This is a genomic window from Pannonibacter sp. I15F10I1, from assembly GCF_900185665.1.
In the GTDB taxonomy this organism is placed as follows: Bacteria; Pseudomonadota; Alphaproteobacteria; order Rhizobiales; family Stappiaceae; genus Pannonibacter; species Pannonibacter indicus.
Genome location: NZ_FYAN01000028.1, coordinates 13,806 through 38,156 on the forward strand (window position 1 = coordinate 13,806; position 24,351 = coordinate 38,156).

Consider the following 24,351-nt stretch of genomic DNA (forward strand, 5'->3'; position numbering starts at 1 on the left):
ATCCGCCCCCCGGCACCCGTCAATAGCTGCGCAGCAGCCGCTCCAGATAGTCGAGTTCCAGTCTCGGGCGGGCCGGATCGGAAAAGCGGCGGCGCAGTTCTTCCAGAATGCGGCGGGCGCGCTGCACGTCGATCTCGTCCGGCACCTTCACCTGACTGCCAAGATCCGGCCCCTGATTGCGGCGCGGACGGCCGAGCGGGTCCGTATCCATGGGCGAGCGCTGGCTCATGCCCTGCCCTTCGCCCATGCCCATCATCTGCTCGCCCAGCTGCTGGGCGCCGCGGCGCAATGCGTCGAGGGCATCACCCTGCTGGCCAACCGCCTGATCGCCCTGTCCCTGCCCGAGCGACCGCTGGGCCTGTCCCATGGCGTCGCCCGCCTCGCCCAGTCCCTCGTTCTGCGACAGGCCGTTGCGCTCCATCTGCTCCATCAGCTGCTGCAACTGCTGGGCCAGATCGCCCTGGCCCTGCTGCAGCTGGTCAAGCAGGTTGCGCAGCTGCTCTTCGGTCATCTGCTGGCCCTGCCCGCCATTCTGGCCGCCCTGCTGATCCCCTTCGCCCTGCTGCCGTTCGCCGTTCTGACCGTTCTGGCCCTGCTGCTGTTGCTGCTGGTTGAAGCGGTGGGTCTGGTCCATCAGCTCCTGCTGGCGCTGGATCATCTGGCCAAGCTGGTTCAGCATCTCCATCATTTCGTTGGTGAGGCCGTCAGGCGCCATCTGCGGGCGGCCGGTCTGCAGGTTCTCCAGCATGCGCTGCATCTGCGCCAGAAGATCACGGGCTGCATCGCGCGAGCCGCTGCGTGCCAGTTCCTCGATACGCCGCAGCATCTCGTCGAGATCGCGCGTGCTCAGGCTTTGCTGATTGGGATTGAACGGCTGCATGGCCTGCGGGTTCTGGCGCAGCTGCTCGGTCAGCGCCTGCATGTATTCCTGCAAGGCCTGCCGCAGCTCCTGTGTCAGGCGGGCAATCTCCTCATCGGATGCCCCCTCTTCCAGCGCCTTGCGCAAAGCCTCCTGCGCATCGCGCAGGGCGCGCTCGGCCATGGAGAGGTCGCCATCCTCGATGGAGAGCGCCAGATCCCACAGCAGCGGCAGCAGCTCCTTCAGCTGCTCGTCGCTGCGGGCGGCCACCAGATTGCGGTAGGCGAAGGCAAGGCCAAGATGCACACGCGGCTGCACATCAAAGGCCTCGGGCGCCAGCAGCAGCGCATCGAAAGCATCGATCACCCGCAGCTGGGAATTGGCATCCAGCGCCAGATCCCGGCGCTGCTCCACCACGGCCCTGGCCAGCGGCTTGGAAAAGCGGCGCTGCGGCAGGGTGAAAACCGCCGGTTCCGACGTGCCCGTCTGCCCCGCCTCATCGCGGGCAATCAGGGTCAGCAGCACCTCGGAACCCGCCCAGGGATGAGACGTCAGGTCGCGGATCGTCTCGCCGGGCTTGGCCGAGCCGGGTGCCTGCGGCGGAACGGACAGGGGAAACTGCGGCGCCTCGACCAGCGGGCGCGGCTCTTCATTGGTGTCGGACGCTTTCGGCGCGGGCTCGATCTGTGCCTCTGCGCCGGTCACCCTGTAATCGTCCTGCGCCAGATAGCTGAGCTTCAGCGCACCGCTGAGCTGGGCTTCCGGATCATCCAGCAGGCGGATGGTGGGCGGCAGATCCGGCTGCACGTCAAACGGCCAGGTGGCAATGACGGTGCCGCCCTGTTGCAGCGCATAGGAGCCGCTTTCGGAAAGCGTCAGCCGCTGCTCTTCAACACCGGTGTTCTGGGATGCTGCGGCCTCATCCTCCTGCGCCGGAGTGACCACCTCGCCGTCCTTGTAAATGGCAAGGCCGGACGTACCCTGCGCCCGCAGGGTCAGCACGCTGCCGGCCGGAACCTTCAGCGGCACGGAAGGATCGCGCAGGGCAGCGCTCTCCCCGGTGAGATAGATGGGCGCGCGGGCCGTGTAGAGCGGCGGTGTCACCCAGGCATCAATACGGCTGGCAACCTCCTGCAAATCGAGCGGCGAGGTGAAAGCCGAGCCAAGCCGGTTCAGTCTCGTGCCGTCCTGTGTGACCGCAAATCCGGTCACCAGCAGCATCAGGGCAACCACGCGCAGCGCATAGGGATCGCGGCGGAAGGCTTGCGGGTGGGCAAGGCCGGAGCGCATGGAGCGCAGCGCTTCGGCCATGCGGCGCTTGTGCATCTCCCACAGGGCCAGCGTTTCCGGGCTGGCACTGCCGGGCGGCAGGTCATCCTCGATCGCCGTGAGCGGCCTGTGGGAGTGTCCGCTGACCAGTTCCACCCGGTGCAGGGCATCCTGACGGCTGGGCCAGCGCAGGCCCAGGAGCGGGCGCAGCGACCAGAGGAATGCCCCGGCAAGAGCCGCCACCAGCACAAGCCGCAGCCAGACCGGCACGACGAGCCAGGTCCCGACCAGCGAGAGACCGGCAAACAGGGCAAGGAGAATGAAAGGCAGATAGAGCGCGGGCCAGAGCCGTTCCCAGAACAGCGCAACGCGGCTGCGCCAGACCACGGCCTTGAGACGCTTGTCCACCGCCGCCCGCGTCAGATCCTGCGGCAGAGACAGTCTGTCGCTATCCGTCACGGCAATCTCCTGCCCGGATGGAAACGTGCGCTCAACTGGGTCCTGTTCCGCCAAACCGTATCTCTCCGCGTTCAGCCCTCAACCCCGCAGTATCCTAGAGTGGGGCAAAGCGGGTCTGACGGCAACCCGCCCCAGTGATCAAGGGCGATCAAATCCGCCGTGATCGTCTTGCCCGCGTCAAAGCCAGTCCGGCATCCTGTCCAGTCCCAGCAGGTCCTCATAGGACGGGCGCGGGCGGATCACGGCATATTGCGAGCCGTTCACAAGCACTTCGGGTACCAGAAGGCGGGTATTGTAGCTGGAGGATTGTGTCGCGCCGTAGGCACCGGCTGTATAAACGGCCAGCAGATCCCCCGCCTTCACCTCCGGCAGATCGCGGCCCAGGGCGAGATAGTCCCCCGTTTCGCACACCGGGCCCACCACATCGGCAATGATTCGCCCGCTGTCTGCGGCCGGTTCCACCACCGGTCCAACCTCGTGCCAGGCATCATACAGCGTCGGCCGGATCAGATCGTTCATGGCCGCATCGACAATGACGAAGGACTTGTCCTCGCCCTTCTTCACATAGATCACCCGGGTGACCAGAATGCCGGCATTGCCCGCAATCAGGCGGCCGGGCTCGAAAATCACCTGACAGTCCAGCCGCTCCACATGTTTGCGCACGACAGCGGCATAGTCATCCGGGTGCGGCGGCGGGGTGTTGTCAAACACATAGGGCACGCCCAGGCCGCCGCCGAGATCGACGTGATCAATCTCATGCCCGTCGGAACGCAGCTGCGCCACAAGCTCGCCAAGCCTTGAGAAAGCTGCATCGAAAGGCTCCAGCTCGGTGATCTGCGAGCCGATATGCATGTCGATGCCGCTGACCTTGATGCCCGGCAGGCGCGCGGCCACCGCATAGGCCTCGCGGGCGCGCTTCCAGGGAATGCCGAACTTGTTCTCCGACTTGCCGGTGGAGATCTTGGCGTGGGTGCGGGCGTCCACATCCGGATTGATGCGCAGCGACACCCGCGCCGTCTTGCCCAGCCCTTGCGCCACACGCGAGAGCTGGATCAGCTCCGGCTCGGATTCCACGTTGAAACAGAAGATGCCCTGCTCAAGGCCAAAGGCATGCTCGGCTTCGGTCTTGCCGACGCCGGAGAACATGATGCGCTCCGGCGGCGTGCCTGCGGCCAGCGCCCGGCGGGCTTCGCCTTCCGAAACCACATCCATGCCTGCGCCAAGCCGGGCCAGCGTGCGCAGCACAGCGAGATTGGAATTGGCCTTCACCGCGAAGCAGACCAGGGACGGAATGCCTTGCAGCGCCTGCGCAAACACACGGTAGTGGCGCTCCAGCGTTGCCGTCGAATAGCAGTAGAACGGCGTGCCAACGGCTTCCGCCATGGCAGTCAGGCTGACATCCTCCGCATGGAGAACGCCGTTTTTCATCTCGAAATGATGCATGGCAAATCCCGGAACACCGCAGGCAGCACGCCCTTACGGCAGAAGCATCAGGCCAGCTGAGCGGCGGCCAGATGCGGCATGACCTCGATCGCAGCCGCAGGACGCGGCTTTTCAAGGGAGCCGCGGCGGCCACAGGCCGAAACGGCCAGACCAAGGCAGAGAATGCAGGTGGCAGCAGTCAGAAAGCGGCGGTTCTTCAGCATGTCGGACCTCATTGCATGAAACATCTCAGGTGCGATGTCGTCGCACGCCTTCCGGCGCGCGGCAAGCCCCGCGCCGGATGCAAGTGCGGGCGCCCAGACCGCAAGAGACAGGCGCCCGCACCGGTTCCTCAGCCCTTGGCCAGCTGCTTCAGCCAGCGGCGGGCCTGCTTGCGCACATTGGCCGGAGCCGTGCCGCCGTAGCTGGTGCGGCTCTTCACCGACTTGTCGACGGTCAGCACGGAATAGATCTCGCGGGTGATGCGCGGCTCGATTTCCTGCATCACGGCCAGCGGCACCTTTTCAAGCTCAACGCTTTCGGCAACCGCATAGCCGACGATCTTGCCGGTGACGTGATGCGCATCGCGGAAGGGCATGCCGAGCACGCGCACCAGCCAGTCGGCCAGATCCGTTGCGGTGGAGTAGCCGGAGCCTGCGGCCTTCTTCAGGCGCTTCACCTGCGGCTCCATGTCCCGCACCATGCCGGTCATGGCGGCAAGCGCCAGCGACAGGGACGGCAGCGCGTCGAAGGCCTGTTCCTTGTCTTCCTGCATGTCCTTGGAATAGGCGAGCGGCAGGCCCTTCATCATCACCAGCAGCGCCATCATGCCGCCGTAGATGCGGCCCGTCTTGGCGCGCACCAGTTCGGCTGCATCCGGGTTCTTCTTCTGCGGCATGATCGAGGAGCCGGTCGAGAACTTGTCCGACAGCTTGATGAAGCCGAACTGAGCCGAACACCACAGTACGATTTCCTCGGCAAAGCGCGACAGATGCATCGAGCAGATGGACGCAGCGGAAAGCGCCTCGATGACGAAGTCGCGGTCGGACACGCCGTCGAGCGAATTGGCCATCGGCCGGTCGAAGCCAAGCGCCTTGGCCGTCGCCTCCCGGTCAATCGGGAAGGACGTGCCGGCCAGCGCCGCAGAGCCCAGCGGAGACTCGTTCATGCGCTTGCGCGCATCGGCAAAGCGGCTGCGGTCGCGGGCAAACATCTCCACATAGGCCATCATGTGGTGGCCGAAAGTGACCGGCTGAGCCGACTGGAGATGGGTGAAGCCCGGCATCACGTCGGCGGCGTGGGTCTCGGCCTTTTCGGCCAGCGCCACCAGCAGCTCGGCCAGCTGGCCATCGAGCGTATCGAGCGTATCGCGCACCCACAGACGGAAATCGGTCGCAACCTGGTCATTGCGCGAACGGGCGGTGTGCAGGCGTCCGGCCGGCGCACCGATCAGCTCGGCAAGGCGCGCCTCGATGTTCATGTGGATGTCTTCAAGGGCGCGGGAAAAGGTGAACTTGCCCGTCTCGATCTCTGACAGGATCGTGTCGAGACCGTGAACGATCTTTTCTGCATCCTCGCCCGCGACAATCTGCTGCGCGGCCAGCATGCGGACATGGGCCTTGGAACCCTCTATATCCTGCTTGTATAGCTTCTGATCGAAGCCGATGGACGCGTTGATCTCTTCCATGATCGCGTCCGGGCCTTCGGCGAAACGGCCGCCCCACATGCGGTTGCTCATATGACTGCCTCTTGATAGACGCCCCGGAGAGGTGCCCTTGCCAGGTGAAGAAGACATGAAGCCGACAAGACAGACCCGCTCCGGTTACAGACGTCCGCTGGTTGCGGTCGCTGCGGCCGGTCTGCTTTCAGCCATTGCGGCGGTATACGTGATTGGCAGCCCCGGTGGCAACACAAGCGCAGGGAAAAGCTGCCAGGCCTCGCTGGCAGCAGCCTCTGCGGCCAAGCCCTTTGCCCGGGGTGATGTCGCCGCCTTCCTGCCCGCGCAGAAGCCGCTCGACCTCAGGAGCCTGAAATTCAAGGGACCGAACGGCGAGGACGTCAGCATTGCGCAATTCACCGGCAAGACGGTCCTGCTGAACCTCTGGGCCACCTGGTGCGCCCCCTGCCGCAAGGAAATGCCCGCGCTGGACCGGCTGGCGCAGGCCCGCAACGGCGATGATTTCGCGGTGGTCACGGTGAACCTCGACCGGGGCGGTCCTGAAAAGCCCAAGGCCTTCCTTGACGAAATCGGCGTTGCCTCGCTCACCTATTATTCGGATGCGTCGAACGCGGTGTTCCAGGACCTGCGCAGCAAGGCCCGCGCCACCGGCCTGCCGACAACGATCCTCGCCGGACCCGACGGCTGCGAGATCGGCACCATGTACGGCCCGGCTGAATGGGACCATGAGGACGCGCTGCAGCTGATTGATGCGGCACGGGCAAAGGCGCCAGGGCAGACTACGGGCCAGAGTACGGGCCAGACGGCAGGATAAGCGGCAGGTGGGTGGTTGCGGAAACAGCCCTCAAAAAGACAAAGCCCCGCCGGAGCGGGGCCATGGATCTGCTGATGAGGCCGTCCACCGTCAGGCGGTGATGTCCACCGCATTGCCGAGACCGGGAATCTTGCGGCTTTCGCGCTGCTCTTCCTGGCGGGACGTCTCCTGCACGGTCTCGCGGCGCTCTTCCGTCTGACGTTCTGCGGCCTGACGCTCAACCCGGGCTGTTTCCTGCGCAGCCCTGGCGGAATAATCAGGACGCACGCCCGACGCAGCGAGGTCAGCCGATGCAGTTCCGGAAATTGCAACCATAACTCAAGCCCTTTCCAGTTGATGCCTGCGCCAGCCGGAGCCCGGAGAATGCCGGGATCAGACCGTCACATCGACGCGGTTGCCCATGCCAAGGACGGCACGGCGCGCGATGCGATCAGCATCATCACTCAATTGCTCTGCGCGGTTCGCCTTCCTGTCCGCTTCGCGGTTCACCGCTTCGGCCAGCATGGCGCTGCGCCGGGCGTTGAATTCCTCGAACCGTTCAGTGCGGCGTTCCGAGAGGTTTTTCTCCTCTCTCAGCGCAGAGGCTGGAACACCGCGGTAGCTTTCGATCTCCGCCATGTGAACCTCCATCGTGAGCATCGGCCGGCGAACGGCCAGATAGCTGGAATGCCACGAAGGATAAGATAGGCCATGGAGCCAAAGCAAACATTACAACGAATCAGGCAAATTATCTAAAATTTTATTAAAAAATCGAATTACGCTAGGTTAGATTAGAAATAGCTCAATAAAATCAGCCACCCCGAATTCATAAATTAACTATTGATTAACCATAGACTCAAGGTGCCAAAATATTACGAAAGCCCTACCCTGAATTTCGTCAGATGATTTTATCAGAGGAAAACTTGGTAAACGGCCGCAAGGCTGCAGCCTGCACCGGGCTTGGCCCGTGCTCGCACCAGCGGAATGAAGCGAATCTGAAGGTGGTCAGACGGTAACGTCCACGAAACCGCCAGTCCCTGCGGCAAGCGGTGCAGACCCTGAACCGGAAGAGGCCGCCTGATCCAGCATGGCGACAACGGCCTGATCCGGCTGCATCGACATCTTCAGCATTTTGGCCTGAAGCTGCTGCTGGGTCTGGGCCTGTGTTGCCCCGACAAGCGCGGCTGCGATGGATGCGCTGCTCATGGATCTGCCTCTCTTCGAGACCGGCAGTGTCGCCGCAGAAAGTTAATGTGGCGTTAATAGTTTTCAGGAGTTTTCCCGCCACAGCGCCTTGCGCTGTAGCTTTCCGGAAGGCGTGCGCGGCAGATCCGGAACAAGGCGGTAGACCTTGGGCCGCTTGTATTCCGCCAGCCGCTCCACCACGAAGGCGGCGACAGCATCTGCGTCCAGCGCTGCGCCCTCCCGCGGCACAAGAAAGGCCGTAACAAGGCTGATACCATTGGCGGCCGGCACCGCCGTCACAGCCACATCCGCCACGTCCGGATGGCTGGCAATGACGCGCTCCACCTCTTCCGGCGCAACGCGGTAGCCGAAGGCATTCATCACATCGTCGGCCCGGCCCTCATACCAGAGATAGCCATCCGCATCCTGCCGGGCGCGGTCGCCGGTCAGAAACCAGCTGCCGCGCATCACCTCCGCCGTATCCTGCGGCCGCCGCCAGTAGCCCAGCATCAGGCCCGGATCATCACGCGAGACGGCCAAGAGGCCTGTTTCACCAAGGGGCAGCGGCGTATCGCCGCCCTCCTCCGGCAGAATGGCGATGGAGCGACCGGCCTGCGGCTTGCCGGGGCTGCCGGGCCGCGTGGGCACCTGCGGGCCGCTGGAGACATAGGTGGAAATCTCGCTCATGCCCAGCGCCTCATAGAGCGGCCGGCCGCTGCGGCGGGTCCACTCCTCATGCAGGGCTGCGGGAAGCGCCTCGCCGGCCGTCAGCCCATGGCGCAGGCGCGGGAAGCGGCGGGGTTCAACATCGCCGTATTTCAGGATCCGCCGGTAAAGACTGGGCACCGCCGCAAACAGCGTGGCGCCCGTGGCCTCCAGCAGATCCGGCCAGACATGCGGATCGCGCGGACCATCATAGACAATGCTGGTGGCGCCATTGGCCCAGGGGTCCATCAGGCCAACGCCGAGGGTGTAGGTCCAGTTGAAGGCGCCTGCATGCAGCAGCCGGTCCTGCGCGGAGATCCCGTACCAGCCCTGATCCATGGGCCTGCGGCCAGAAGCGGCGCGCTGTGCGTGCAGCACGCCCTTGGGGCGGCCACTGGTGCCGGAGGTGTAGACGATGAAGGCCGGATCGTCCGGCTGCGTGTCCGCAAATGCGCCCTGCGGCGCGCCTTTAAGCGCGGCGATGCCCTCCGGCCCGATGAAGCGCACCCCATCACGCGGCTGCGGCAGCGGCGTTGCCCCGTCGTGAATGACGGCAACAGCCCCGCTGTCGGCCAGCAGCATGTCGCATTCCGGCCCGGTCAGCAGCGCGGAGCTGGGCACCGGCACGAAACCGGCGGCAATGGCACCAAAGAAGAAAAGCGGAAAATCGCTGGAATGGCCGATGCGCAGGAGGATGCGGTCGCCCCGCATCAAGCCTTCGCCCGCAAGTCCGCCTGCAACAGACAGCACGCTTGCGGTGAGATCGCCGTAGGTCCAGCGTTCCAGCAGCGCCCCGCCCGGCCCCACCACCTCCAGCGCCACCGCGCCCGGATCGGGCGCAGCGCGGGTTAGGCAGTAGCGGGCGAGGTTCATGCCGCCGTCAGCGGGTCGGAACCGGCGTTTCGCCGCGATAGTCGTAGAAGCCGCGGCGCGTCTTGCGGCCAAGCCAGCCGGCCTCGACATATTTCACCAGCAGCGGGCACGGGCGGTATTTGCTGTCGGCGAGGCCCTCATAGAGCACCTGCATGATGGACAGACAGGTGTCGAGGCCGATGAAGTCCGCCAGCTGCAGCGGGCCCATCGGATGGTTGGCGCCAAGGCGCATGGCCGTGTCGATGGATTCCACCGAGCCAACGCCCTCATAGAGCGTGTAGATGGCTTCGTTGATCATCGGCAGCAGGATGCGGTTGACCATGAAGGCCGGGAAATCCTCGGCCACGGCCGTGGTCTTGCCCAGACGCGCGACGAAAGCCTTGGCGGCCTCGAAGGTCTCGTCTTCGGTGGCAATGCCGCGCACCAGCTCCACCAGCTCCATGATCGGAACCGGGTTCATGAAGTGGATGCCGATGAAACGCTCCGGCCGGTCGGTCGAGGCGGCAAGGCGGGTGATCGAGATGGACGAGGTGTTGGTCGCCAGCATCGCTTCGGGCTTCAGCACCGGGCAGAGCTGGGAGAAGATCTTGCGCTTGACCTGCTCGTTCTCGATGGCGGATTCGATGACAAGGTCCACATCGGCCAGCATGTCCAGGTTTTCCGCACCATGCAGCCGGTCGAGAGCTGCGGAGCGGTCTTCCTCGGAAATCTGGCCTTTGGACACCTGACGGGCCATGTTGCCGTTGATCGACGCCAGACCGGATTCGATCCGGTCGCGGGACAGGTCGTTCAGATAGACCTGATATCCGGCCACAGCGCAGACATGGGCAATTCCGCTGCCCATCTGGCCCGAACCGATCACACCGACTTTCTTGATCTCGACCACCATCGTCTCATCCGATCCTGTTGCAGGCCGTGCGGTACATGCACGCAAACCGCGCTATTCTTTACAAGGTTCATCGCATCGGGCAAGGACCACGGCCATAAAACCGGATCATACCTTCTGCCTGAACCTTCAAAAACAGTTCAGGCTGCCGGGATGTCCTCAGCAGCCTGAACCTCTTGATGTGCCATCAGGCCTTTTCGAGTTCCGCCTTCAGCTGCGGCAGGATTTCGAAAAGATCGCCGACAAGGCCGTAGTCCGCCACCTGGAAGATCGGGGCCTCCTCGTCCTTGTTGATGGCGACGATGACCTTGGAGTCCTTCATGCCGGCCAGATGCTGGATGGCGCCGGAGATACCGCAGGCGATGTAGAGCTGCGGGGCAACCACCTTGCCGGTCTGGCCAACCTGCCAGTCGTTCGGGGCATAGCCTGCATCGACCGCGGCGCGCGAGGCACCGACAGCCGCGCCCAGAGCATCCGCCACCGGCATGATGACTTCCTGGAACTTCTCCGAAGAGCCCAGCGCACGGCCGCCCGAGATGATGATCTTGGCCGAAGCCAGTTCCGGACGGTCGGAGCGGGACAGCTCCTCGCCGGCGAAGCTGGAGAGGCCGCCGTCCGCAGGAGCTGCCACGTCCTCAATGGCCGCCGAACCGCCCTCGCCTGCAGCGGCGAAGGAGGCGGTGCGCACGGTGATCACCTTCTTGGCATCGCCCGACTTGACGGTCTGGATGGCGTTGCCGGCATAGATCGGACGCTCGAAGGTCTCGCCGTCGATGACGGCGGTCACGTCGGAGATCTGCATCACGTCGAGCAGGGCTGCAACGCGCGGCAGGATGTTCTTGCCGCTGGCGGTGGAGGCGGCAACGATGGCATCGTAGCTTCCGGCCAGCGAAACGATCAGGTCTGCCACCGGTTCGGCCAGCTGATGGGCGACGGCGCCGCCTTCAGCCACCAGAACCTTGGCAACGCCGGCAAGCTTGGCCGCAGCCTCAGCGGCAGAGCGGGCGCCCTCACCGGCCACCAGCACATGCACATCACCGCCGAGCTTCACTGCAGCGGTCAGGGCCTTGCCGGTTGCATCGTTCAGGGCAGCATTGGCATGTTCGGCCACAAGAAGTGTCGTCATGGGTGTTTATCCTCCTGTGACGGGTCCTCAGAGGACGCCGGCCTCGTTCTTCAGCTTGGACACAAGCTCGGACACCGAGCCAACCTTCACGCCCGCCTGGCGGGATGCCGGCTCGACCGTCTTCAGCACGGTCAGGCGCGGAGCGACGTCAACGCCGAAGTCTTCCGGGGTCTTCTCGTCGATCGGCTTCTTCTTCGCCTTCATGATGTTCGGCAGGGACGCATAGCGCGGCTCGTTGAGGCGCAGGTCCGTGGTGACGATGGCCGGAAGCTTCAGCGTCACGGTCTGCAGGCCGCCATCCACTTCGCGGGTCACATCCACGCTGCCGTCACCGACGCTGACCTTGGAAGCAAAGGTGCCCTGGCCCCAGCCGAGCAGCGCCGCCAGCATCTGGCCGGTCTGGTTGCAGTCGTCGTCGATGGCCTGCTTGCCGAGGATCACGAGACCCGGCTCTTCGGCTTCCACGACCTTCTTGAGGATCTTGGCAACGGCCAGCGGCTCCACCGTGGCATCGGTCTTCACCAGAATGCCGCGGTCGGCGCCCATGGCCAGCGCGGTGCGCAGGGTTTCGGTGGCCTGAGCCGGCCCGATGGACACCACCACCACTTCCGTCGCCTTGCCCGCTTCCTTGAGGCGCAGGGCCTCTTCAACGGAAATCTCGTCGAAGGGGTTCATCGACATCTTCACATTGGCCAGCTCGACGCCGGAACCATCCGGTTTCACGCGAACCTTGACGTTGTAGTCGATCACCCGCTTTACGGGCACAAGGATTTTCATGGGTCTTATCCTCCCGCTTCGGCGGCTTTTTTGCCGCACTGCGTCAACAGGTCGAGCCGGCTTAACATCCCGCGAAGAAAATGGCGGGTTTCAGCCAATACTTGCATTCGGCGCGCGACGGTAAACACCCGGACGCCGGGTGTCAACGATGGCGCTACGGAAGGTCCGCCCAGTTCTTGCTGCAACGCAAAGGCTTGGGCAAACCTCATCTGCGTCCGGCCTCCATATCCCGGTCGAACAATCTCACGCCCGGACGGCGCATCACCAGCACAAGAACGGCACCGGCCATAATGCCTCCGGCATGGGCCACCCAGGCCACCTGGCTCTTCTGGAACAGGAAGAGGCTGGCGATCTGCACGATGATCCAGCCGCCCAGCAGCCACAGGGCCGGCAGGCGCAAGGGGATGCGCCCCATGAACAGCACCCAGACCCGCACCCGTGGGTGCAGCATGAGATAGGCCGAAACAATGCCCGACACCGCACCGGACGCGCCGATCAGCGGCACATCCGAAGCCGGATCCAGCAGCGCGAAGGCAAGCCCGCCTGCCGCCGCGCACAGGAGATAGAAGGCAAGGAACTTCACATGCCCCATGGCGTCTTCAACGTTGTCGCCGAAGACCCAGAGAAACAGCATGTTCCCCGCCAGATGCATGACGTCGGCATGCAGGAAGGCATAGCTGACGAGCGACACCTTGGCGGGCAGGACGATCAGCTCCGGCGCCAGATCCTTCGTGTCGAAGAACACGGACGGGATCAGCCCGTAGGAATAGGCGCTGGCAATGGCCGCATCGCCAAAGCCCCCGCCCTGAATGAGCAGATAGACCAGCACATTGGCGAGGATCAGCGACCACGTGACCACGGGCTTCAGCACGTGGCGCAAGGGGTTATGGTCGTAGAGGGGAAAGAACATCCGGCTCTGCCTGATCCTGTTTTCTCTTACGCCAGGTCTTGAGATGCTGACGCATCAAGCCCTGAATTGCTCAAACGCCGCACGGGCTTGGACCCTATTCCGATGAGTCCAGCTCATCGGAACAGGGTCTTACCGGTTCTTGCCGGGCACCCAGAGCACGTCGCCTGCGCCCTTGTCATTCAGATACCGGGACGCGACAAAAAAGAAGTCGGACAAACGGTTCATATAGCGCGTGGCCGCCGGGTTGATTCGTTCCTCCGCCGCCAGATGCACCATCAGCCGTTCAGCCCGGCGCGACACGGTACGGGCCAGATGCAGATAGGTGGCCGCAGGCGTGCCGCCGGGCAGGACAAAAGAGCGCAGCGGCTTCAGATCCGCATTCAGAAGATCGATGGCATTTTCCAGCGCGGTCACCTGCGCATCGGTGATGCGCAGGGGCTCATAGCCCAGATCCTTGTCCGTTTCCGGCGTCGCCAGATCGGCGCCGAGGTCGAACAGATCGTTCTGGATGCGGCCCAGAATGGCGTCCACCTCAGCATCCACACCCGCAAGCGCGAGGCGGACGAGGCCAACCACCGAATTGGTTTCGTCCACCGTGCCATAGGCTTCGATGCGCAGGTCATACTTCGGGCGCCGTTCGCCCGAGCCCAGCGCCGTCGTGCCGTCATCACCGGTCTTCGTGTAGATCTTGTTCAGAACAACCATGCTGCAATGCCTCCCGGGCGCTCATGTCTTGAAGCCGCGCTCAGACGCGCTTCAGGCGCGCGTCAGGGCTTGGACCCAAGAAAATAGAGCGCCGCCATGATGATGACGATAGCGAGAAACTGCAGGCCAACGCGCCAGCGCATCAGCTGTTGCGAGCGGTTGGACGAACCGCCGCGCATCATGTTCCAGAGCCCGAGCAGCAGCACGACTGCCACCGCGCCAACGGCCACGGGAACCAGATAATAAAAGAAACTGCCCATTTCCTGTACCCCTCAGGCGGCAGGATGCCCGCCGCCGCTGTGCCCCGTTTACGCAGACCTGCGCAAGGGGGATGATCTCACTCTTCCCCGTCCGCCGCCTTCATCAGCACCCTGTCGAGGGCGCGCGTGGTCAGGAAGCGGCGGGCGATGTTCATCCAGATGGTGGGCTTGGTCACCCGGTAGCGTGCCCTGGGACGGCTGGCCTCGATGGCATGCACCAGCTTCTCAACCACGGACTCCGGCGGAAGTTTCCAGGGGCCCGGCTCGCCGTTTTCCATCCGTTTCAGCCGCCGCTCATAGGTGGCGTGATGCGGCGAGGCCATCATGCCTTCCTTGCCGATCCAGTGATGGAAGTTTGCCAGCGCATTTTCGGTAAAGCGCGTGTCAATCGGCCCCGGCTCGATCAGGCTGACATGGATGCCCGTGCCGTGCAGCTCCTGCCGCAGCGTGTCGGAATAGGCCTCCAGCGCGAATTTGGACGCCGTATAGGCGCCCCGGTATTTCATGGCGATGAAGCCAAGGATGGACGAGCATTGCACAATGCGCCCTGCTCCCTGGCCCCGCATCACCGGGATGACCTGCCGCGTCAGATCGTGCCAGCCGAAGAAATTCGCCTGAAACAACGCCCGCAAGGCCTCGACGGGGAGATCCTCCACCGCGCAGGGCACGGCATAGGCGCCGTTGTTGAACAGCGCATCAAGCCGCCCGCCGGTCTTCGCCAGCACGCTGTCCAGCCCGGCATGAATGGTTTCGGGCCGCTCATAATCCATGAGCACCGCCTCGAACCCTTGTGCGGCCAGGGCTTCCACGTCCTCCGGCTTGCGCGCGGCCGGAAAAACCCGCCAGTTGCGCCCCCGCAGCAGCCGGGCAGAGGCTGCGCCAATGCCGCTGGAGCAGCCCGTGATCAGGATGGTGCGCGGGCCAGCTTCGGCACCGGCAGACACTGTTGCCGTCATCTTCCCCCCAGATGCCCAGTTATCCCTGATGCCCGCTCAGATCGCTTCGCCGGTCAGCAACCGGGGCGCAGGCCCGGCAAAACCGGCGGCCTCGCGGATGAACATGCCCTTGAGCTTCGGCAGCCGGTCCACCAGACCGAGGCCAAAGTCCCGGATGCCGCGCACCACATCAAGATCGTTGGAGAACAGCCGGTTCAGCACGTCGGTGACAACGCCCATCTGGAACGTGTCGAACCGGCGCCAGCGCTGATAGCGCTCCAGCACGTCGAGACCGCCGATATCCTGCCCCAGACGCCGGGCTTCGACGATGACTTCCGCCAGCGCCGCAACGTCCTTGAAACCGAGGTTGAGCCCCTGCCCGGCAATCGGGTGAATGCCATGGGCAGCGTCGCCGGCAAGGGCAATGCGCGGGCGGACGAAATCACGCGCCAGCGTCAGGCCCAGCGGATAGGCATGGCGCGGGCCATCCAGTTCCAGCTTGCCCAGGTGGTGTCCGAAGCGGCGCTCCAGCTCCAGCTCGAAGGTGAAATCATCAGCGCGTACAAGCCGGTCCGCATCGCCCGTGCGCTCTGTCCAGACCAGCGACGAGCGGTTGCCCGGCAGCGGCAGAATGGCGAAAGGCCCGGCGGGGAGAAAATGCTCTTCCGCCCGGCCATTGTGCGGCCGCTCGTGCTTCACCGTGGTGACGATGCCCGACTGGCCGTAGGACCAGTGCACCGTGCGGATGCCCGCAAGATCGCGCAGGCGCGAGCGCACGCCGTCGGCTGCCACCAGAAGCTTGGCCCTGATGCGCCCGCCGCTGGCCAGCGCCACGCTGACATGATCCCCCGCCTGATGAAAATCGCGCGCCGTATCGGGCGCATGGAACCGCACGCCCAGCGCCAGCGCCGCCTTGTAAAGCGCCGGCAGCATGGCACCGTTCGGGATCATGTGCGCGAAGGGCTCGTCACCCTGGGCGCTGCCGGTCTCGCCCGCAAAGGTCAGGAACACCGGACGCACCGTGTCACGCAGCTTGCTGTCGGTGACGATCATCTCGTTGATCGGCTGGGCGGTGGCGCGGATCTCATCCCAGATGCCGAGCTGGTCCAGCATGCGGCAAGCCGCCGCAGCGATGGCGGACGCGCGCGGATCCCTGGCAAGGCTGTCCATGGGCTTGGGATCGACGACGGCCACTTCCATCGACGGATCCGCCTGCTTGAGCGCCAGGGCGAGGGACAGGCCGACATATCCGCCGCCGGCGATCACCACATCGGCCGCACTCTCCTGAGCAGGACTGTCAGCGGCTTGGGACTCGCGCATCTTCATCTCCTTCATCGCCCGGCCGTTTCGCAAGCGCTGCGCAACAATTCCGGGCTGTCTTCCCTTTGGTCAGCATTGACACGGACCGGACACCGCGTCCAATCAGGCATTCACGGACGGTGCGCCACGGGTGCATCCCATGCACTCATTTAGCCCCATGCGCTCATTTAGCAAGGAATGCGGCAATGAACACGGCCATCAACTCACTTTTGTCCATTCTTGACCTCGAACAGCTGGAACACAACCTGTTCCGTGGCCGCAGCCCCCAGGCGGGCTGGCAGCGGGTCTATGGCGGACAGGTGATCGGCCAGGCGCTCGTCGCCGCCTCGCGCACCGTGGTGGAAGAGCGGCACATCCATTCCCTGCACGGCTATTTCCTGCGGCCCGGCGATCCGGCGGTGCCGATCATCTATGACGTGGACCGCATTCGCGACGGCGGCAGCTTCACCACGCGCCGCGTTGTGGCGATCCAGCACGGACAGGCGATCTTCTCCATGTCCGCCTCCTTCCAGACGCTGGAGGACGGGCTTGAGCATCAGATCGACATGCCGGACGTGCCGATGCCGGAAGACCTGCCCAGCGAGCAGGACCTGAAGGAGAAGTTTCTGAAGGTGGCGCCGGAAAACGTGCGCCGCTACTGGGAACGGGAACGCCCGATCGAACTGCGTCCTGTCGATCTCACACACTATTTCAGCGAGAAGAAGCTGGCGCCGCAGCAATATGTCTGGGTCCGCGCCACCAGCCCCCTGCCGGACGAAACCCGCATCCACCAGTGCGTTCTGGCCTATGCCTCGGACATGACGCTGCTGGATACTTCGCTCTTTCCCCATGGCAAATCGGTGTTCAGCCCGCAGATCCAGGCCGCCAGCCTTGACCATTCCATGTGGTTCCACCGGCCGTTCCGGGCCGATGACTGGCTGCTCTACGCCACCGACGCGCCCTCTTCCTCAGGCGGGCGCGGCATGAACCGCGGCCTGCTCTATGACCGCAGCGGCCACCTCATCGCCTCAACCGCCCAGGAAGGCCTGATCCGGCTGAAGCGCAGCTAAGGTGATTAAAACAGTGGCGTCTGCACAGCGCCACAGCTTGCAGAACAATGCAGAAAAAGAACGCATCTTTTCTGGCTTGCAAGGAGTGAAAGACGTTTCAATCCGGCCGCAGCGCCCCCCTCCCCCTTGAGGGGCTACTGCATACACATCGTGCTGGAAGACGAAGACAGATCAGGAAAGCCTGAAATCTGGCCGCTCTGGCACAGCGTTTCAGCCCCCCTCCCCCTTGTGGGGAGGGGTTAGGGGTGGGGGGGAAAAGTCTCTCCGGCTGGCAGAATGTCCATTGATTGTGGGCAGATGCTCCTCATGATGCCTCATCAGGAAAAGATCCATTTTTCAAATCTTTGCAGGCTCAGAGCCCCCCACCCCTTACCCCTCCCCACCAGGGGGAGGGGGGCGGAGAGGCCCTGCCAAAGATCAGATGCATCAATGTGGGCAGTGTCCGGACCTAATGTGTGAAGCCAGTAGCTCAAGGGGGGAGAGGAGTTGGAGCCTCACTGACAGTCCCTGTAAACACTGCCCCCACGAGCGGGAGGGGCCTGAAAGCGCCGTAACGGAGAGACCAGCCCCCGTCTTTTACCTCACCCCGGCTTGAAGCCGGAGATGGCCAGCGGGTTGTCCATCATGGCCTGAGCGTCCGGCGTGTCGCTGACCATGGCGCCGGTGAAGGCATCGAACAGGCGGCGGACGAAGCCCTCGGCCAGATCATAGGTGATGAAGACCAGCCGTGTGCGCCGGTCGCCGTCCGGCCAGCCTGCCAGCGTGACCGGCGGATGGAACACATGCTGCACCCCGTGAATGACCACGGGCCGGTTCGGGTCTTCGGCGATCTGGATGATGCCCTTCACCCGCAAGAGCTTCGGCCCATGGGCGGAGCGCAGCAGATCAAGGAACATTTCCAGCGCCGAGGCAGGCACCGGGCGGTTCGCGGTCAGGGTGAAGGCACGGATCTTGTCGTCGTGACGGTTCACATCGTGATGATGGTGCCCATGATCGTGGTGATGGCCGTGGGCGTGGTCATGTCCGTGATGGTGATGCCCGTGAGCTTCATAGGCCTCCGCATTCAGCCAGCGCGCCACATCGGGGATCTTGGTGGCGGGATCATAGAGCCCGGCATTGAACAGATGCGCGGCATCGGCCTCGCCCTTCTGCCCGTTGAGAAGCTGCGCACCGGGATTGAGCGCCTTGAGACGCGCCGTCAGATCCGAAAGCACAGCAGCTCCCGCATCGCCTTCAAGAAGATCGGTCTTGGTCAGCACCAGACGGTCGGCCACGGCAGCCTGACGCAGCGCCTCCTGATGGGCATCGAGCGTCGCTGAGCCGTTGACCGCATCCACCAGCGTGACGACACTGTCCAGCCGGTAGCGCAGCATCAGATAGGGATGCAGCATCACCGTGTGCAGGATGGGCGCCGGATCAGCCAGACCGGTCGTTTCGATGACCACCCGCGCCAGACGCTCCATGCGGCCGTTATCAAGCCGCCGCAGCAGGTCTTCCAGCGTGTTGATCAGATCCCCCCGGATGGTGCAGCACAGGCAGCCGGAGGAGAGTTCCAGAATACCCTCGCTCGACTGGTCCACCAGCAGATGGTCAAGCCCGACGTCGCCGAATTCGTTGATGATGACGGCCGTATCCGCCATCGCCGGATCCTTGAGAATGCGGTTCAGCAGCGTCGTCTTGCCCGCCCCCAGAAAGCCCGTGATGATGGACAGGGGAATGGGCGGCTTCGGGCCGCGCTGCGGCTGTGCAGCGCCATCCTGAGCTTCGGTCATCTTGAATATCCTTCGCGCAGCTCTGCGTCAGTTGCCGCTCTTGGCTCTGGGGACGGCGGAAGCCGGCACATTGCCGTTGAAGAGGGAGCCAAAGGCCGGGGTGGTCTGGGCCGCACCCTGTGCCGCGCCCGGGACAACCACGGAAGGCCTGAGATCCAGCGGCTTGGACGCAGGAAGACGGACGGAGGGCAGCTCAGCGGCCACCGTGGCGGCAGCTGCCGCCGCCGGGGCGATGGCCGCAGCAGCAGGGACAGAGCCTGGTGCAAGGCCCGTGCGCACGGTGATGGGCGCATAGGCCACCAGCTCGGTGCCGACCGTGCGGTCGAGGATCATGTTCCAGTCAACCTTGCCGGATTTGGACGAAAATTCCGCGCCCTCTTCCCCCGGTTCCGCATCGCCTGAGGGAACCGCAATGACCGGACGGCCCTCGCCCGTGGACTGGAACATCACCGCAGAGCGGGTCTTGCCCGCAGCTTGGCGGATGTCGTAGCGGGCCAGAATCTGTTCCGGTCCGAGCTTCGGGTTGCGCTTGCAATAGCCATCCGCCGGAAGCCCTGCGCCGCTCGGCGGCAGGGTGGAGACATGCTGGCCGCGCCCGCCAAGGCGGAAACCGCGGTCGATCACCTCACGGGTAAAGGCCGTGCGCTCCAGCCCGGAGCCCGCGCCCAGCACGACGGCAATGACGGTGCGGCCGTTGCGCGTGGCGGAGGCAGCAACATTATAGCCCGAATTGCAGATGTAGCCGGTCTTCAGCCCGTCGGCGCCAGCCACACGCTGCAGGAACTCGCGGTTGGCGGAGCGCAGCGTCTGCTTGCCGAACTTCAGACCCGGATGACGGTAGTACTTGTGGGCATCGGGAAACTCGCGCTTCAGCGCCATCGCCAGGATCGCCAGATCGGCAGCGGAGGAGACCTGCCGGTTGTCGGGAAGCCCATGCGGATTGACGAAATGGGTGCTGCGCATGCCAAGGCGGCGCGCTTCCGCATTCATCATCGCAATGAAATTCTCTTCGGTGCCGCCAACGGTCTCGCCAATCGCCACCGCCAGATCATTCGCGGACTTGACCATCAGCATGGTGAGCGCCGTTTCCAGCGTCAGCTGCGTGCCCACCTTGAAGCCCATCTTGCTGGGCGGCTGGGCGAGGGAATTGGCCGACTGGGTGACCGGACTGTCCAGCTGCAGCCGCCCCTCGCGCAGGGCGCGGAGCGTGACATAGGCGGTCATCATCTTGGTCAGCGACGCCGGATACCAGGGCCGGGTCGCCTCATGCTCTTCCAGCACGGTGCCCGTGGCTGCATCGATCACCAGATAGGGACCAATGTCCGCTTTGGCAGGAACGGCCAGCCCGCACAGGGACAGCCAGCCGGAAATGGCAGCAAGGCCCAGCAGGCGCTTGTCAATCAATCGCGAAAACACGACACCCTCGTCATCCGAATGCCCCGGATCAGCCCCGGAACGCAGCCCCCACTTCTCCATACCCGATCAAGGTTAAGGAATGCAAAGCCTCGACACGGGGATGTGAAAGGCCGTGAGCAAATAGATTGCATGCGTTCTGGGCATTTGCCTGATTTTTGCACATTTTGAGATCAAGTCCAAACATCACAGGCACGGGCGCACAAGGCGCAGGCACATGGCCCCGGCTTTGCTAGTGTCTCCCTTCGGGGCCGGAACCGGCTTACGGGAGCACCCTTGCGCAAGACCGCGCTCCCGGCACAAGATCAGACAATGCCCCGAAGGGCGCGGGGATGGAGAAAACGGTCAGCATGCGGGCGGAAACGGGCATCGAAGGCGGCGGAGCAGGCAGCGGGATTTCCCTGCCCGCGATGCAGCGTGCCCGTGGCACGGCGCGCGTCTCCTTTGCCCTGCGTGATGGCCAGACCCGCCTGGATGGGCTTTATCAATCGGGCTCCGCCAAGATCCGCCTGCCGAAGGTTTACGACAGCGTGCCGCTGGCCGTTCTGCTGAACACCTCGGGCGGCATCACCGGCGGCGACCGTCTCAGCTACACCGGACACCTCGCCGCAGGAACCCGCGCCATCCTCACCTCGCAGACCGCCGAGCGCGCCTATCGCAGCTCCGGCGGCACGGGCGAAGTGCTGAACAGCCTGTCCGCAGAAGACGGCGCGCATCTGGAATGGCTGCCGCAGGAACTGATCCTTTTCGAGGCCAGCGCCCTTTCCCGCAAGATGGATGTGCGGCTGGAAGGCTCTGCGAGGTTTACGGGCCTGGAAATGGTGGTGCTTGGCCGCAAGGCCATGGGCGAGAGCGTGAAGACCCTTTCCTTCCGCGACCAGTGGCGCATCTGGCGCGGCGGACGGCTCACCTTTGCCGACAATCTCGCCATCGGGCCGGACACGCAGATGCTGGACGGCCTCGCCACCGCTGCAGGCGGCTGCGCCTTTGCCACCTTCATCGACAGCGGACCGGATGCGGAAGGCGGCCTTGCCCGCGCGCGCCGCTGTCTGGAACAGATCACCCCCGAGGGCGGCCCCTTGCGCGGCGGTGTCAGCGCCTGGAACGGCCAGCTCGTGGCCCGCTTCGTCAGTGCAGACAGCCGCAGCCTGCGCGATGGTCTCATCACCTTTCTTGAAACCTGCCGGCAGGCCCCCCTGCCCCGCCTCTGGTCCTGCTGAGCAGACCAGGGCCACATAACGGAGGACCCACGTGAACCTGACCCCGCGCGAAAAGGACAAGCTGCTGATTTCCATGGCCGCCATGGTGGCCCGGCGGCGGCTGGAGCGAGGCGTGAAGCTGAACCATCCCGAAGCCATCGCCCTGATCAGCGATTTCGTCGTCGAAGGCGCCCGCGACGGGCGCACCGTGGCCGAGCTGATGGAAGCCGGCGCCCATGTCCTCACCCGCGACCAGGTGATGCCGGGCATTGCCGAAATGATCCATGACGTGCAGGTGGAAGCCACCTTCCCCGATGGCACCAAGCTCGTCACCGTCCACCAACCGATCCGCTAAGGCAGCATGAACAGGCTTTTTTCTGAGACTGGACTGTTCAGCCCCTGCGCCGGGTCCGGCACCCGCTCCTCTCCCCCCTTGAGGGGGAGATGCCCCCGGCAGGGGGCAGAGGGGGGTCTGGGCCACTCAGAACATACAAGAGGCGTGCCGTGTTGAGGCGCTGCCCACCCTCTGTCTGCTGACGCAGACATCTCCCCCTCAAGGGGGGAGAGGGGCGCTACAGCGTTTTTAGAGTTTGGCTTTCCGTCCCGGACGAAGGCCACAAGGAGATGAAACGATGATCCCTGGAGAGATTTTTCCCGCTGATGGCGAGATCGAGCTGAATGCCGGGGCGCCGGTGACCGAGCTGGAAGTCGCCAACACCGGCGACCGGCCCGTGCAGGTGGGCAGCCATTATCATTTTGCCGAAACCAATCCGGCGCTCGCCTTTGACCGGGAGGCGGCACGCGGCCAGCGGCTGGATATTCCGGCGGGCACCGCCGTGCGCTTCGAGCCGGGCCAGACCCGCAAGGTGCGGCTGGTACCCTTCACCGGGGACCGCACGGTCTATGGCTTCAACCAGAAGGTCATGGGACCGCTCTGACAACCCGAGATGCTGCGCCTGTCCCTGACGCCCTGTTTTCACACGTGATTTTCGAGGTTCTCCCATGTCCTTCAAGATGCCCCGCGCCGCCTATGCGGACATGTTCGGCCCCACCACCGGCGACCGGCTGCGTCTGGCCGACACGGATCTGATCATCGAGGTGGAGAAGGACTTCACCATCTATGGCGAGGAAGTGAAATTCGGCGGCGGCAAGGTGATCCGTGACGGCATGGGCCAGTCGCAGCATCCCCGCTCCGCCGGTGCGGTGGATACGGTGATCACCAATGTGCTGATCATCGACCACTGGGGCATAGTGAAAGCCGACGTGGGCCTGAAGGACGGGCGGATCTCCGGCATCGGCAAGGCCGGCAACCCGGATGTGCAGCCGGGCGTCACCATCATCGTCGGGCCGGGAACGGAAGTGATTGCCGGGGAAGGCCGGATCCTCACCGCCGGGGCACTCGACGTTCACATCCACTACATCTGCCCGCAACAGATCGACGAGGCGCTGATGTCCGGCGTCACCACCATGCTGGGCGGCGGCACGGGACCGGCGACAGGCACCAACGCCACCACCTGCACCCCCGGCCCCTGGCATCTGGCGCGGATGCTGCAGGCGGCCGACAGTTTCCCGATGAACCTCGCCTTTGCCGGCAAGGGCAATGCCTCGCTGCCGGCCGCCCTCGAAGAGCAGATCCTGGCAGGCGCCTGCGCTCTCAAGCTGCACGAGGACTGGGGCACGACACCGGCGGCCATCGACACCTGCCTGTCCGTGGCGGACGAGTATGATGTGCAGGTGATGATCCACACGGACACGCTGAACGAAAGCGGCTTTGTCGAGAACACCAAGGCCGCCTTCAAGGGCCGCACCATCCATGCCTTCCACACGGAAGGCGCAGGCGGCGGCCATGCGCCGGACATCATCAAGGTGGTGGGTGAGGCGAATGTCATCCCCTCCTCCACCAACCCGACCCGGCCCTATACGAAGAACACCATCGATGAGCATCTCGACATGCTGATGGTCTGCCACCACCTCGACCCGTCGATCCCCGAGGACGTGGCCTTTGCCGAAAGCCGCATCCGGCGCGAAACCATTGCGGCAGAGGATATCCTGCATGACATGGGCGCCATGTCGATCATCTCCTCCGACAGCCAGGCCATGGGCCGCGTCGGCGAAATCCTGATCCGCACCTTCCAGACGGCGCACAAGATGCGGGTGCAGCGCGGCCGCCTGCCCGAGGAGACGGGTGAGAACGACAACATGCGCGTGAAGCGCTACATCGCCAAGGTGACGATCAACCCGGCCATCGCCCACGGGCTGGACGAGCATATCGGCTCGGTCGAGGTCGGCAAGCTGGCGGATCTTGTGCTCTGGTCTCCTGCCTTCTTCGGCGTGAAGCCCGACATGATCCTGAAGCTCGGCACGATTGCCGCAGCGCCCATGGGCGATCCAAACGCCTCCATCCCGACACCGCAGCCGGTGCATTACCGGCCCATGTTCGGCGCCTTCGGCAAGGCAATGACGGCGAGCCGCGTCACCTTCGTTTCAAAGGCTGCACATGACCATGGCATCAAGGACCGGCTTGAGCTGGACAGCCTTGTCCTGCCGGTGAAGAACACCCGCGGCGGCATTTCCAAGCGCTCGATGATCCACAACAGCGCCCTGCCCCATGTCGAAGTTCATCCCGAGACCTATGAAGTGCGGGCGGATGGCGAGCTGCTGACCTGCGAACCGGCAGAGGTTCTGCCCATGGCCCAGCGCTATTTCCTGTTCTGACACAAAATGTTGCGCGCGCAAAAAGCGCGCCGCGGAGACCC

The 24,351-nt window shown here is 64.3% G+C and carries 24 protein-coding genes; 6 read left to right on the forward strand and 18 right to left on the reverse strand.

From position 1 onward, the window contains the following. Window positions 1-19: 19 nt before the first annotated feature. The 4 genes from IF10I1_RS18645 to argH form a co-directional block, all read right to left on the reverse strand. Window positions 20-2,587 carry a TIGR02302 family protein gene (locus IF10I1_RS18645; protein ID WP_208977275.1) on the reverse strand — a complete coding sequence of 856 codons (2,568 nt, stop codon included), beginning with the start codon at window positions 2,585-2,587 and terminating at the stop codon, window positions 20-22. 177 nt (window positions 2,588-2,764) lie between these two features. Continuing rightward, entirely contained in the window at window positions 2,765-4,030 is a 1,266-nt protein-coding gene (gene lysA / locus IF10I1_RS18650; protein WP_186391368.1) for a diaminopimelate decarboxylase, read from the reverse strand. Between the two features lie 47 nt (window positions 4,031-4,077). Further along, complete coding sequence (locus tag IF10I1_RS18655) at window positions 4,078-4,233, reverse strand: hypothetical protein (RefSeq protein ID WP_186391369.1); 156 nt, start codon at window positions 4,231-4,233, stop codon at window positions 4,078-4,080. A gap of 128 nt (window positions 4,234-4,361) precedes the next feature. Beyond that, window positions 4,362-5,747 (reverse strand): argininosuccinate lyase, encoded by a 1,386-nt coding sequence (gene argH / locus IF10I1_RS18660; RefSeq protein WP_122522564.1) that lies wholly within the window; start codon window positions 5,745-5,747, stop codon window positions 4,362-4,364. Window positions 5,748-5,802: 55 nt separating this feature from the next. Between argH and IF10I1_RS18665 the strand changes: the two genes are divergently transcribed. After that, window positions 5,803-6,501: a TlpA disulfide reductase family protein gene (locus IF10I1_RS18665; RefSeq protein WP_186391370.1), complete on the forward strand. Its 699-nt coding sequence runs from the start codon at window positions 5,803-5,805 to the stop codon at window positions 6,499-6,501. Window positions 6,502-6,591: 90 nt separating this feature from the next. Here the strand turns inward: IF10I1_RS18665 and IF10I1_RS18670 are convergent, their stop codons facing one another. From IF10I1_RS18670 to IF10I1_RS18725, 12 genes are all read right to left on the reverse strand, one after another. After that, window positions 6,592-6,816 (reverse strand): hypothetical protein, encoded by a 225-nt coding sequence (locus IF10I1_RS18670; RefSeq protein WP_050474069.1) that lies wholly within the window; start codon window positions 6,814-6,816, stop codon window positions 6,592-6,594. Between the two features lie 57 nt (window positions 6,817-6,873). After that, window positions 6,874-7,119 (reverse strand): hypothetical protein, encoded by a 246-nt coding sequence (locus tag IF10I1_RS18675; RefSeq protein ID WP_152967571.1) that lies wholly within the window; start codon window positions 7,117-7,119, stop codon window positions 6,874-6,876. A 366-nt stretch (window positions 7,120-7,485) separates the two neighbouring features. Beyond that, window positions 7,486-7,686, reverse strand: coding sequence for a hypothetical protein (locus tag IF10I1_RS18680; RefSeq protein ID WP_050474067.1), 201 nt, complete (start codon window positions 7,684-7,686; stop codon window positions 7,486-7,488). Window positions 7,687-7,749: 63 nt separating this feature from the next. Continuing rightward, the gene (locus tag IF10I1_RS18685; protein ID WP_186391371.1) at window positions 7,750-9,243 is read right to left on the reverse strand and encodes a class I adenylate-forming enzyme family protein; all 1,494 of its coding nucleotides are present in this window, start codon (window positions 9,241-9,243) and stop codon (window positions 7,750-7,752) included. A gap of 7 nt (window positions 9,244-9,250) precedes the next feature. Beyond that, window positions 9,251-10,132, reverse strand: a complete 882-nt coding sequence (locus tag IF10I1_RS18690) for a 3-hydroxybutyryl-CoA dehydrogenase (RefSeq protein WP_050474065.1) — start codon at window positions 10,130-10,132, stop codon at window positions 9,251-9,253. 184 nt (window positions 10,133-10,316) lie between these two features. Beyond that, on the reverse strand, window positions 10,317-11,255 hold the full coding sequence (locus IF10I1_RS18695) for an electron transfer flavoprotein subunit alpha/FixB family protein (RefSeq protein ID WP_186391373.1): 939 nt from the start codon (window positions 11,253-11,255) through the stop codon (window positions 10,317-10,319). A 27-nt stretch (window positions 11,256-11,282) separates the two neighbouring features. Next, window positions 11,283-12,032, reverse strand: coding sequence for an electron transfer flavoprotein subunit beta/FixA family protein (locus IF10I1_RS18700; RefSeq protein ID WP_050474063.1), 750 nt, complete (start codon window positions 12,030-12,032; stop codon window positions 11,283-11,285). Window positions 12,033-12,237: 205 nt separating this feature from the next. Beyond that, window positions 12,238-12,942 (reverse strand): rhomboid family intramembrane serine protease, encoded by a 705-nt coding sequence (locus tag IF10I1_RS18705; RefSeq protein ID WP_050474062.1) that lies wholly within the window; start codon window positions 12,940-12,942, stop codon window positions 12,238-12,240. A gap of 129 nt (window positions 12,943-13,071) precedes the next feature. Then, the gene (locus IF10I1_RS18710; protein ID WP_050474061.1) at window positions 13,072-13,647 is read right to left on the reverse strand and encodes a cob(I)yrinic acid a,c-diamide adenosyltransferase; all 576 of its coding nucleotides are present in this window, start codon (window positions 13,645-13,647) and stop codon (window positions 13,072-13,074) included. A gap of 62 nt (window positions 13,648-13,709) precedes the next feature. After that, window positions 13,710-13,907 (reverse strand): twin transmembrane helix small protein, encoded by a 198-nt coding sequence (locus IF10I1_RS18715; protein WP_050474060.1) that lies wholly within the window; start codon window positions 13,905-13,907, stop codon window positions 13,710-13,712. A gap of 77 nt (window positions 13,908-13,984) precedes the next feature. Next, window positions 13,985-14,863 carry an SDR family oxidoreductase gene (locus IF10I1_RS18720; protein WP_186391375.1) on the reverse strand — a complete coding sequence of 293 codons (879 nt, stop codon included), beginning with the start codon at window positions 14,861-14,863 and terminating at the stop codon, window positions 13,985-13,987. 36 nt (window positions 14,864-14,899) lie between these two features. After that, window positions 14,900-16,162: a ubiquinone biosynthesis hydroxylase gene (locus IF10I1_RS18725; RefSeq protein ID WP_058900587.1), complete on the reverse strand. Its 1,263-nt coding sequence runs from the start codon at window positions 16,160-16,162 to the stop codon at window positions 14,900-14,902. A 185-nt stretch (window positions 16,163-16,347) separates the two neighbouring features. Between IF10I1_RS18725 and tesB the strand changes: the two genes are divergently transcribed. After that, window positions 16,348-17,211 carry an acyl-CoA thioesterase II gene (gene tesB / locus IF10I1_RS18730; RefSeq protein WP_094462540.1) on the forward strand — a complete coding sequence of 288 codons (864 nt, stop codon included), beginning with the start codon at window positions 16,348-16,350 and terminating at the stop codon, window positions 17,209-17,211. Between the two features lie 581 nt (window positions 17,212-17,792). Here the strand turns inward: tesB and IF10I1_RS18735 are convergent. Next, window positions 17,793-18,983: a GTP-binding protein gene (locus IF10I1_RS18735; protein WP_186391376.1), complete on the reverse strand. Its 1,191-nt coding sequence runs from the start codon at window positions 18,981-18,983 to the stop codon at window positions 17,793-17,795. 27 nt (window positions 18,984-19,010) lie between these two features. After that, complete coding sequence (locus IF10I1_RS18740; protein WP_186391377.1) at window positions 19,011-20,459, reverse strand: D-alanyl-D-alanine carboxypeptidase family protein; 1,449 nt, start codon at window positions 20,457-20,459, stop codon at window positions 19,011-19,013. A gap of 287 nt (window positions 20,460-20,746) precedes the next feature. On the opposite strand from IF10I1_RS18740, the gene IF10I1_RS18745 reads away from it, so the two are divergent. The 4 genes from IF10I1_RS18745 (at window position 20,747) to ureC (ending at window position 24,310) form a co-directional block, all read left to right on the forward strand. After that, a complete protein-coding gene (locus IF10I1_RS18745; RefSeq protein WP_058900586.1) occupies window positions 20,747-21,616 on the forward strand; it encodes an urease accessory protein UreD in 870 nt (289 codons plus the stop codon). 31 nt (window positions 21,617-21,647) lie between these two features. Continuing rightward, window positions 21,648-21,950 carry an urease subunit gamma gene (locus tag IF10I1_RS18750; protein ID WP_019964339.1) on the forward strand — a complete coding sequence of 101 codons (303 nt, stop codon included), beginning with the start codon at window positions 21,648-21,650 and terminating at the stop codon, window positions 21,948-21,950. Window positions 21,951-22,227: 277 nt separating this feature from the next. Next, window positions 22,228-22,533 carry an urease subunit beta gene (locus tag IF10I1_RS18755; protein WP_050474055.1) on the forward strand — a complete coding sequence of 102 codons (306 nt, stop codon included), beginning with the start codon at window positions 22,228-22,230 and terminating at the stop codon, window positions 22,531-22,533. A 64-nt stretch (window positions 22,534-22,597) separates the two neighbouring features. Beyond that, window positions 22,598-24,310: an urease subunit alpha gene (gene ureC / locus IF10I1_RS18760; RefSeq protein ID WP_050474054.1), complete on the forward strand. Its 1,713-nt coding sequence runs from the start codon at window positions 22,598-22,600 to the stop codon at window positions 24,308-24,310. The last annotated feature ends 41 nt before the right edge of the window (window positions 24,311-24,351 follow it).

Bases quoted from the DNA above. Each gene is read 5' to 3' on its own strand.
- lysA (WP_186391368.1), bottom strand. From the start codon at position 4,030: ATGCATCATTTCGAGATGAAAAACGGCGTTCTCCATGCGGAGGATGTC.
- IF10I1_RS18655 (WP_186391369.1), bottom strand. From the start codon at position 4,233: ATGCTGAAGAACCGCCGCTTTCTGACTGCTGCCACCTGCATTCTCTGC.
- argH (WP_122522564.1), bottom strand. From the start codon at position 5,747: ATGAGCAACCGCATGTGGGGCGGCCGTTTCGCCGAAGGCCCGGACGCG.
- IF10I1_RS18665 (WP_186391370.1), top strand. From the start codon at position 5,803: ATGAAGCCGACAAGACAGACCCGCTCCGGTTACAGACGTCCGCTGGTT.
- IF10I1_RS18670 (WP_050474069.1), bottom strand. From the start codon at position 6,816: ATGGTTGCAATTTCCGGAACTGCATCGGCTGACCTCGCTGCGTCGGGC.
- IF10I1_RS18675 (WP_152967571.1), bottom strand. From the start codon at position 7,119: ATGGCGGAGATCGAAAGCTACCGCGGTGTTCCAGCCTCTGCGCTGAGA.
- IF10I1_RS18680 (WP_050474067.1), bottom strand. From the start codon at position 7,686: ATGAGCAGCGCATCCATCGCAGCCGCGCTTGTCGGGGCAACACAGGCC.
- IF10I1_RS18685 (WP_186391371.1), bottom strand. From the start codon at position 9,243: ATGAACCTCGCCCGCTACTGCCTAACCCGCGCTGCGCCCGATCCGGGC.
- IF10I1_RS18690 (WP_050474065.1), bottom strand. From the start codon at position 10,132: ATGGTGGTCGAGATCAAGAAAGTCGGTGTGATCGGTTCGGGCCAGATG.
- IF10I1_RS18695 (WP_186391373.1), bottom strand. From the start codon at position 11,255: ATGACGACACTTCTTGTGGCCGAACATGCCAATGCTGCCCTGAACGAT.
- IF10I1_RS18700 (WP_050474063.1), bottom strand. From the start codon at position 12,032: ATGAAAATCCTTGTGCCCGTAAAGCGGGTGATCGACTACAACGTCAAG.
- IF10I1_RS18705 (WP_050474062.1), bottom strand. From the start codon at position 12,942: ATGTTCTTTCCCCTCTACGACCATAACCCCTTGCGCCACGTGCTGAAG.
- IF10I1_RS18710 (WP_050474061.1), bottom strand. From the start codon at position 13,647: ATGGTTGTTCTGAACAAGATCTACACGAAGACCGGTGATGACGGCACG.
- IF10I1_RS18715 (WP_050474060.1), bottom strand. From the start codon at position 13,907: ATGGGCAGTTTCTTTTATTATCTGGTTCCCGTGGCCGTTGGCGCGGTG.
- IF10I1_RS18720 (WP_186391375.1), bottom strand. From the start codon at position 14,863: ATGACGGCAACAGTGTCTGCCGGTGCCGAAGCTGGCCCGCGCACCATC.
- IF10I1_RS18725 (WP_058900587.1), bottom strand. From the start codon at position 16,162: ATGCGCGAGTCCCAAGCCGCTGACAGTCCTGCTCAGGAGAGTGCGGCC.
- tesB (WP_094462540.1), top strand. From the start codon at position 16,348: ATGAACACGGCCATCAACTCACTTTTGTCCATTCTTGACCTCGAACAG.
- IF10I1_RS18735 (WP_186391376.1), bottom strand. From the start codon at position 18,983: ATGACCGAAGCTCAGGATGGCGCTGCACAGCCGCAGCGCGGCCCGAAG.
- IF10I1_RS18740 (WP_186391377.1), bottom strand. From the start codon at position 20,459: ATGGAGAAGTGGGGGCTGCGTTCCGGGGCTGATCCGGGGCATTCGGAT.
- IF10I1_RS18745 (WP_058900586.1), top strand. From the start codon at position 20,747: ATGCGGGCGGAAACGGGCATCGAAGGCGGCGGAGCAGGCAGCGGGATT.
- IF10I1_RS18755 (WP_050474055.1), top strand. From the start codon at position 22,228: ATGATCCCTGGAGAGATTTTTCCCGCTGATGGCGAGATCGAGCTGAAT.
- ureC (WP_050474054.1), top strand. From the start codon at position 22,598: ATGTCCTTCAAGATGCCCCGCGCCGCCTATGCGGACATGTTCGGCCCC.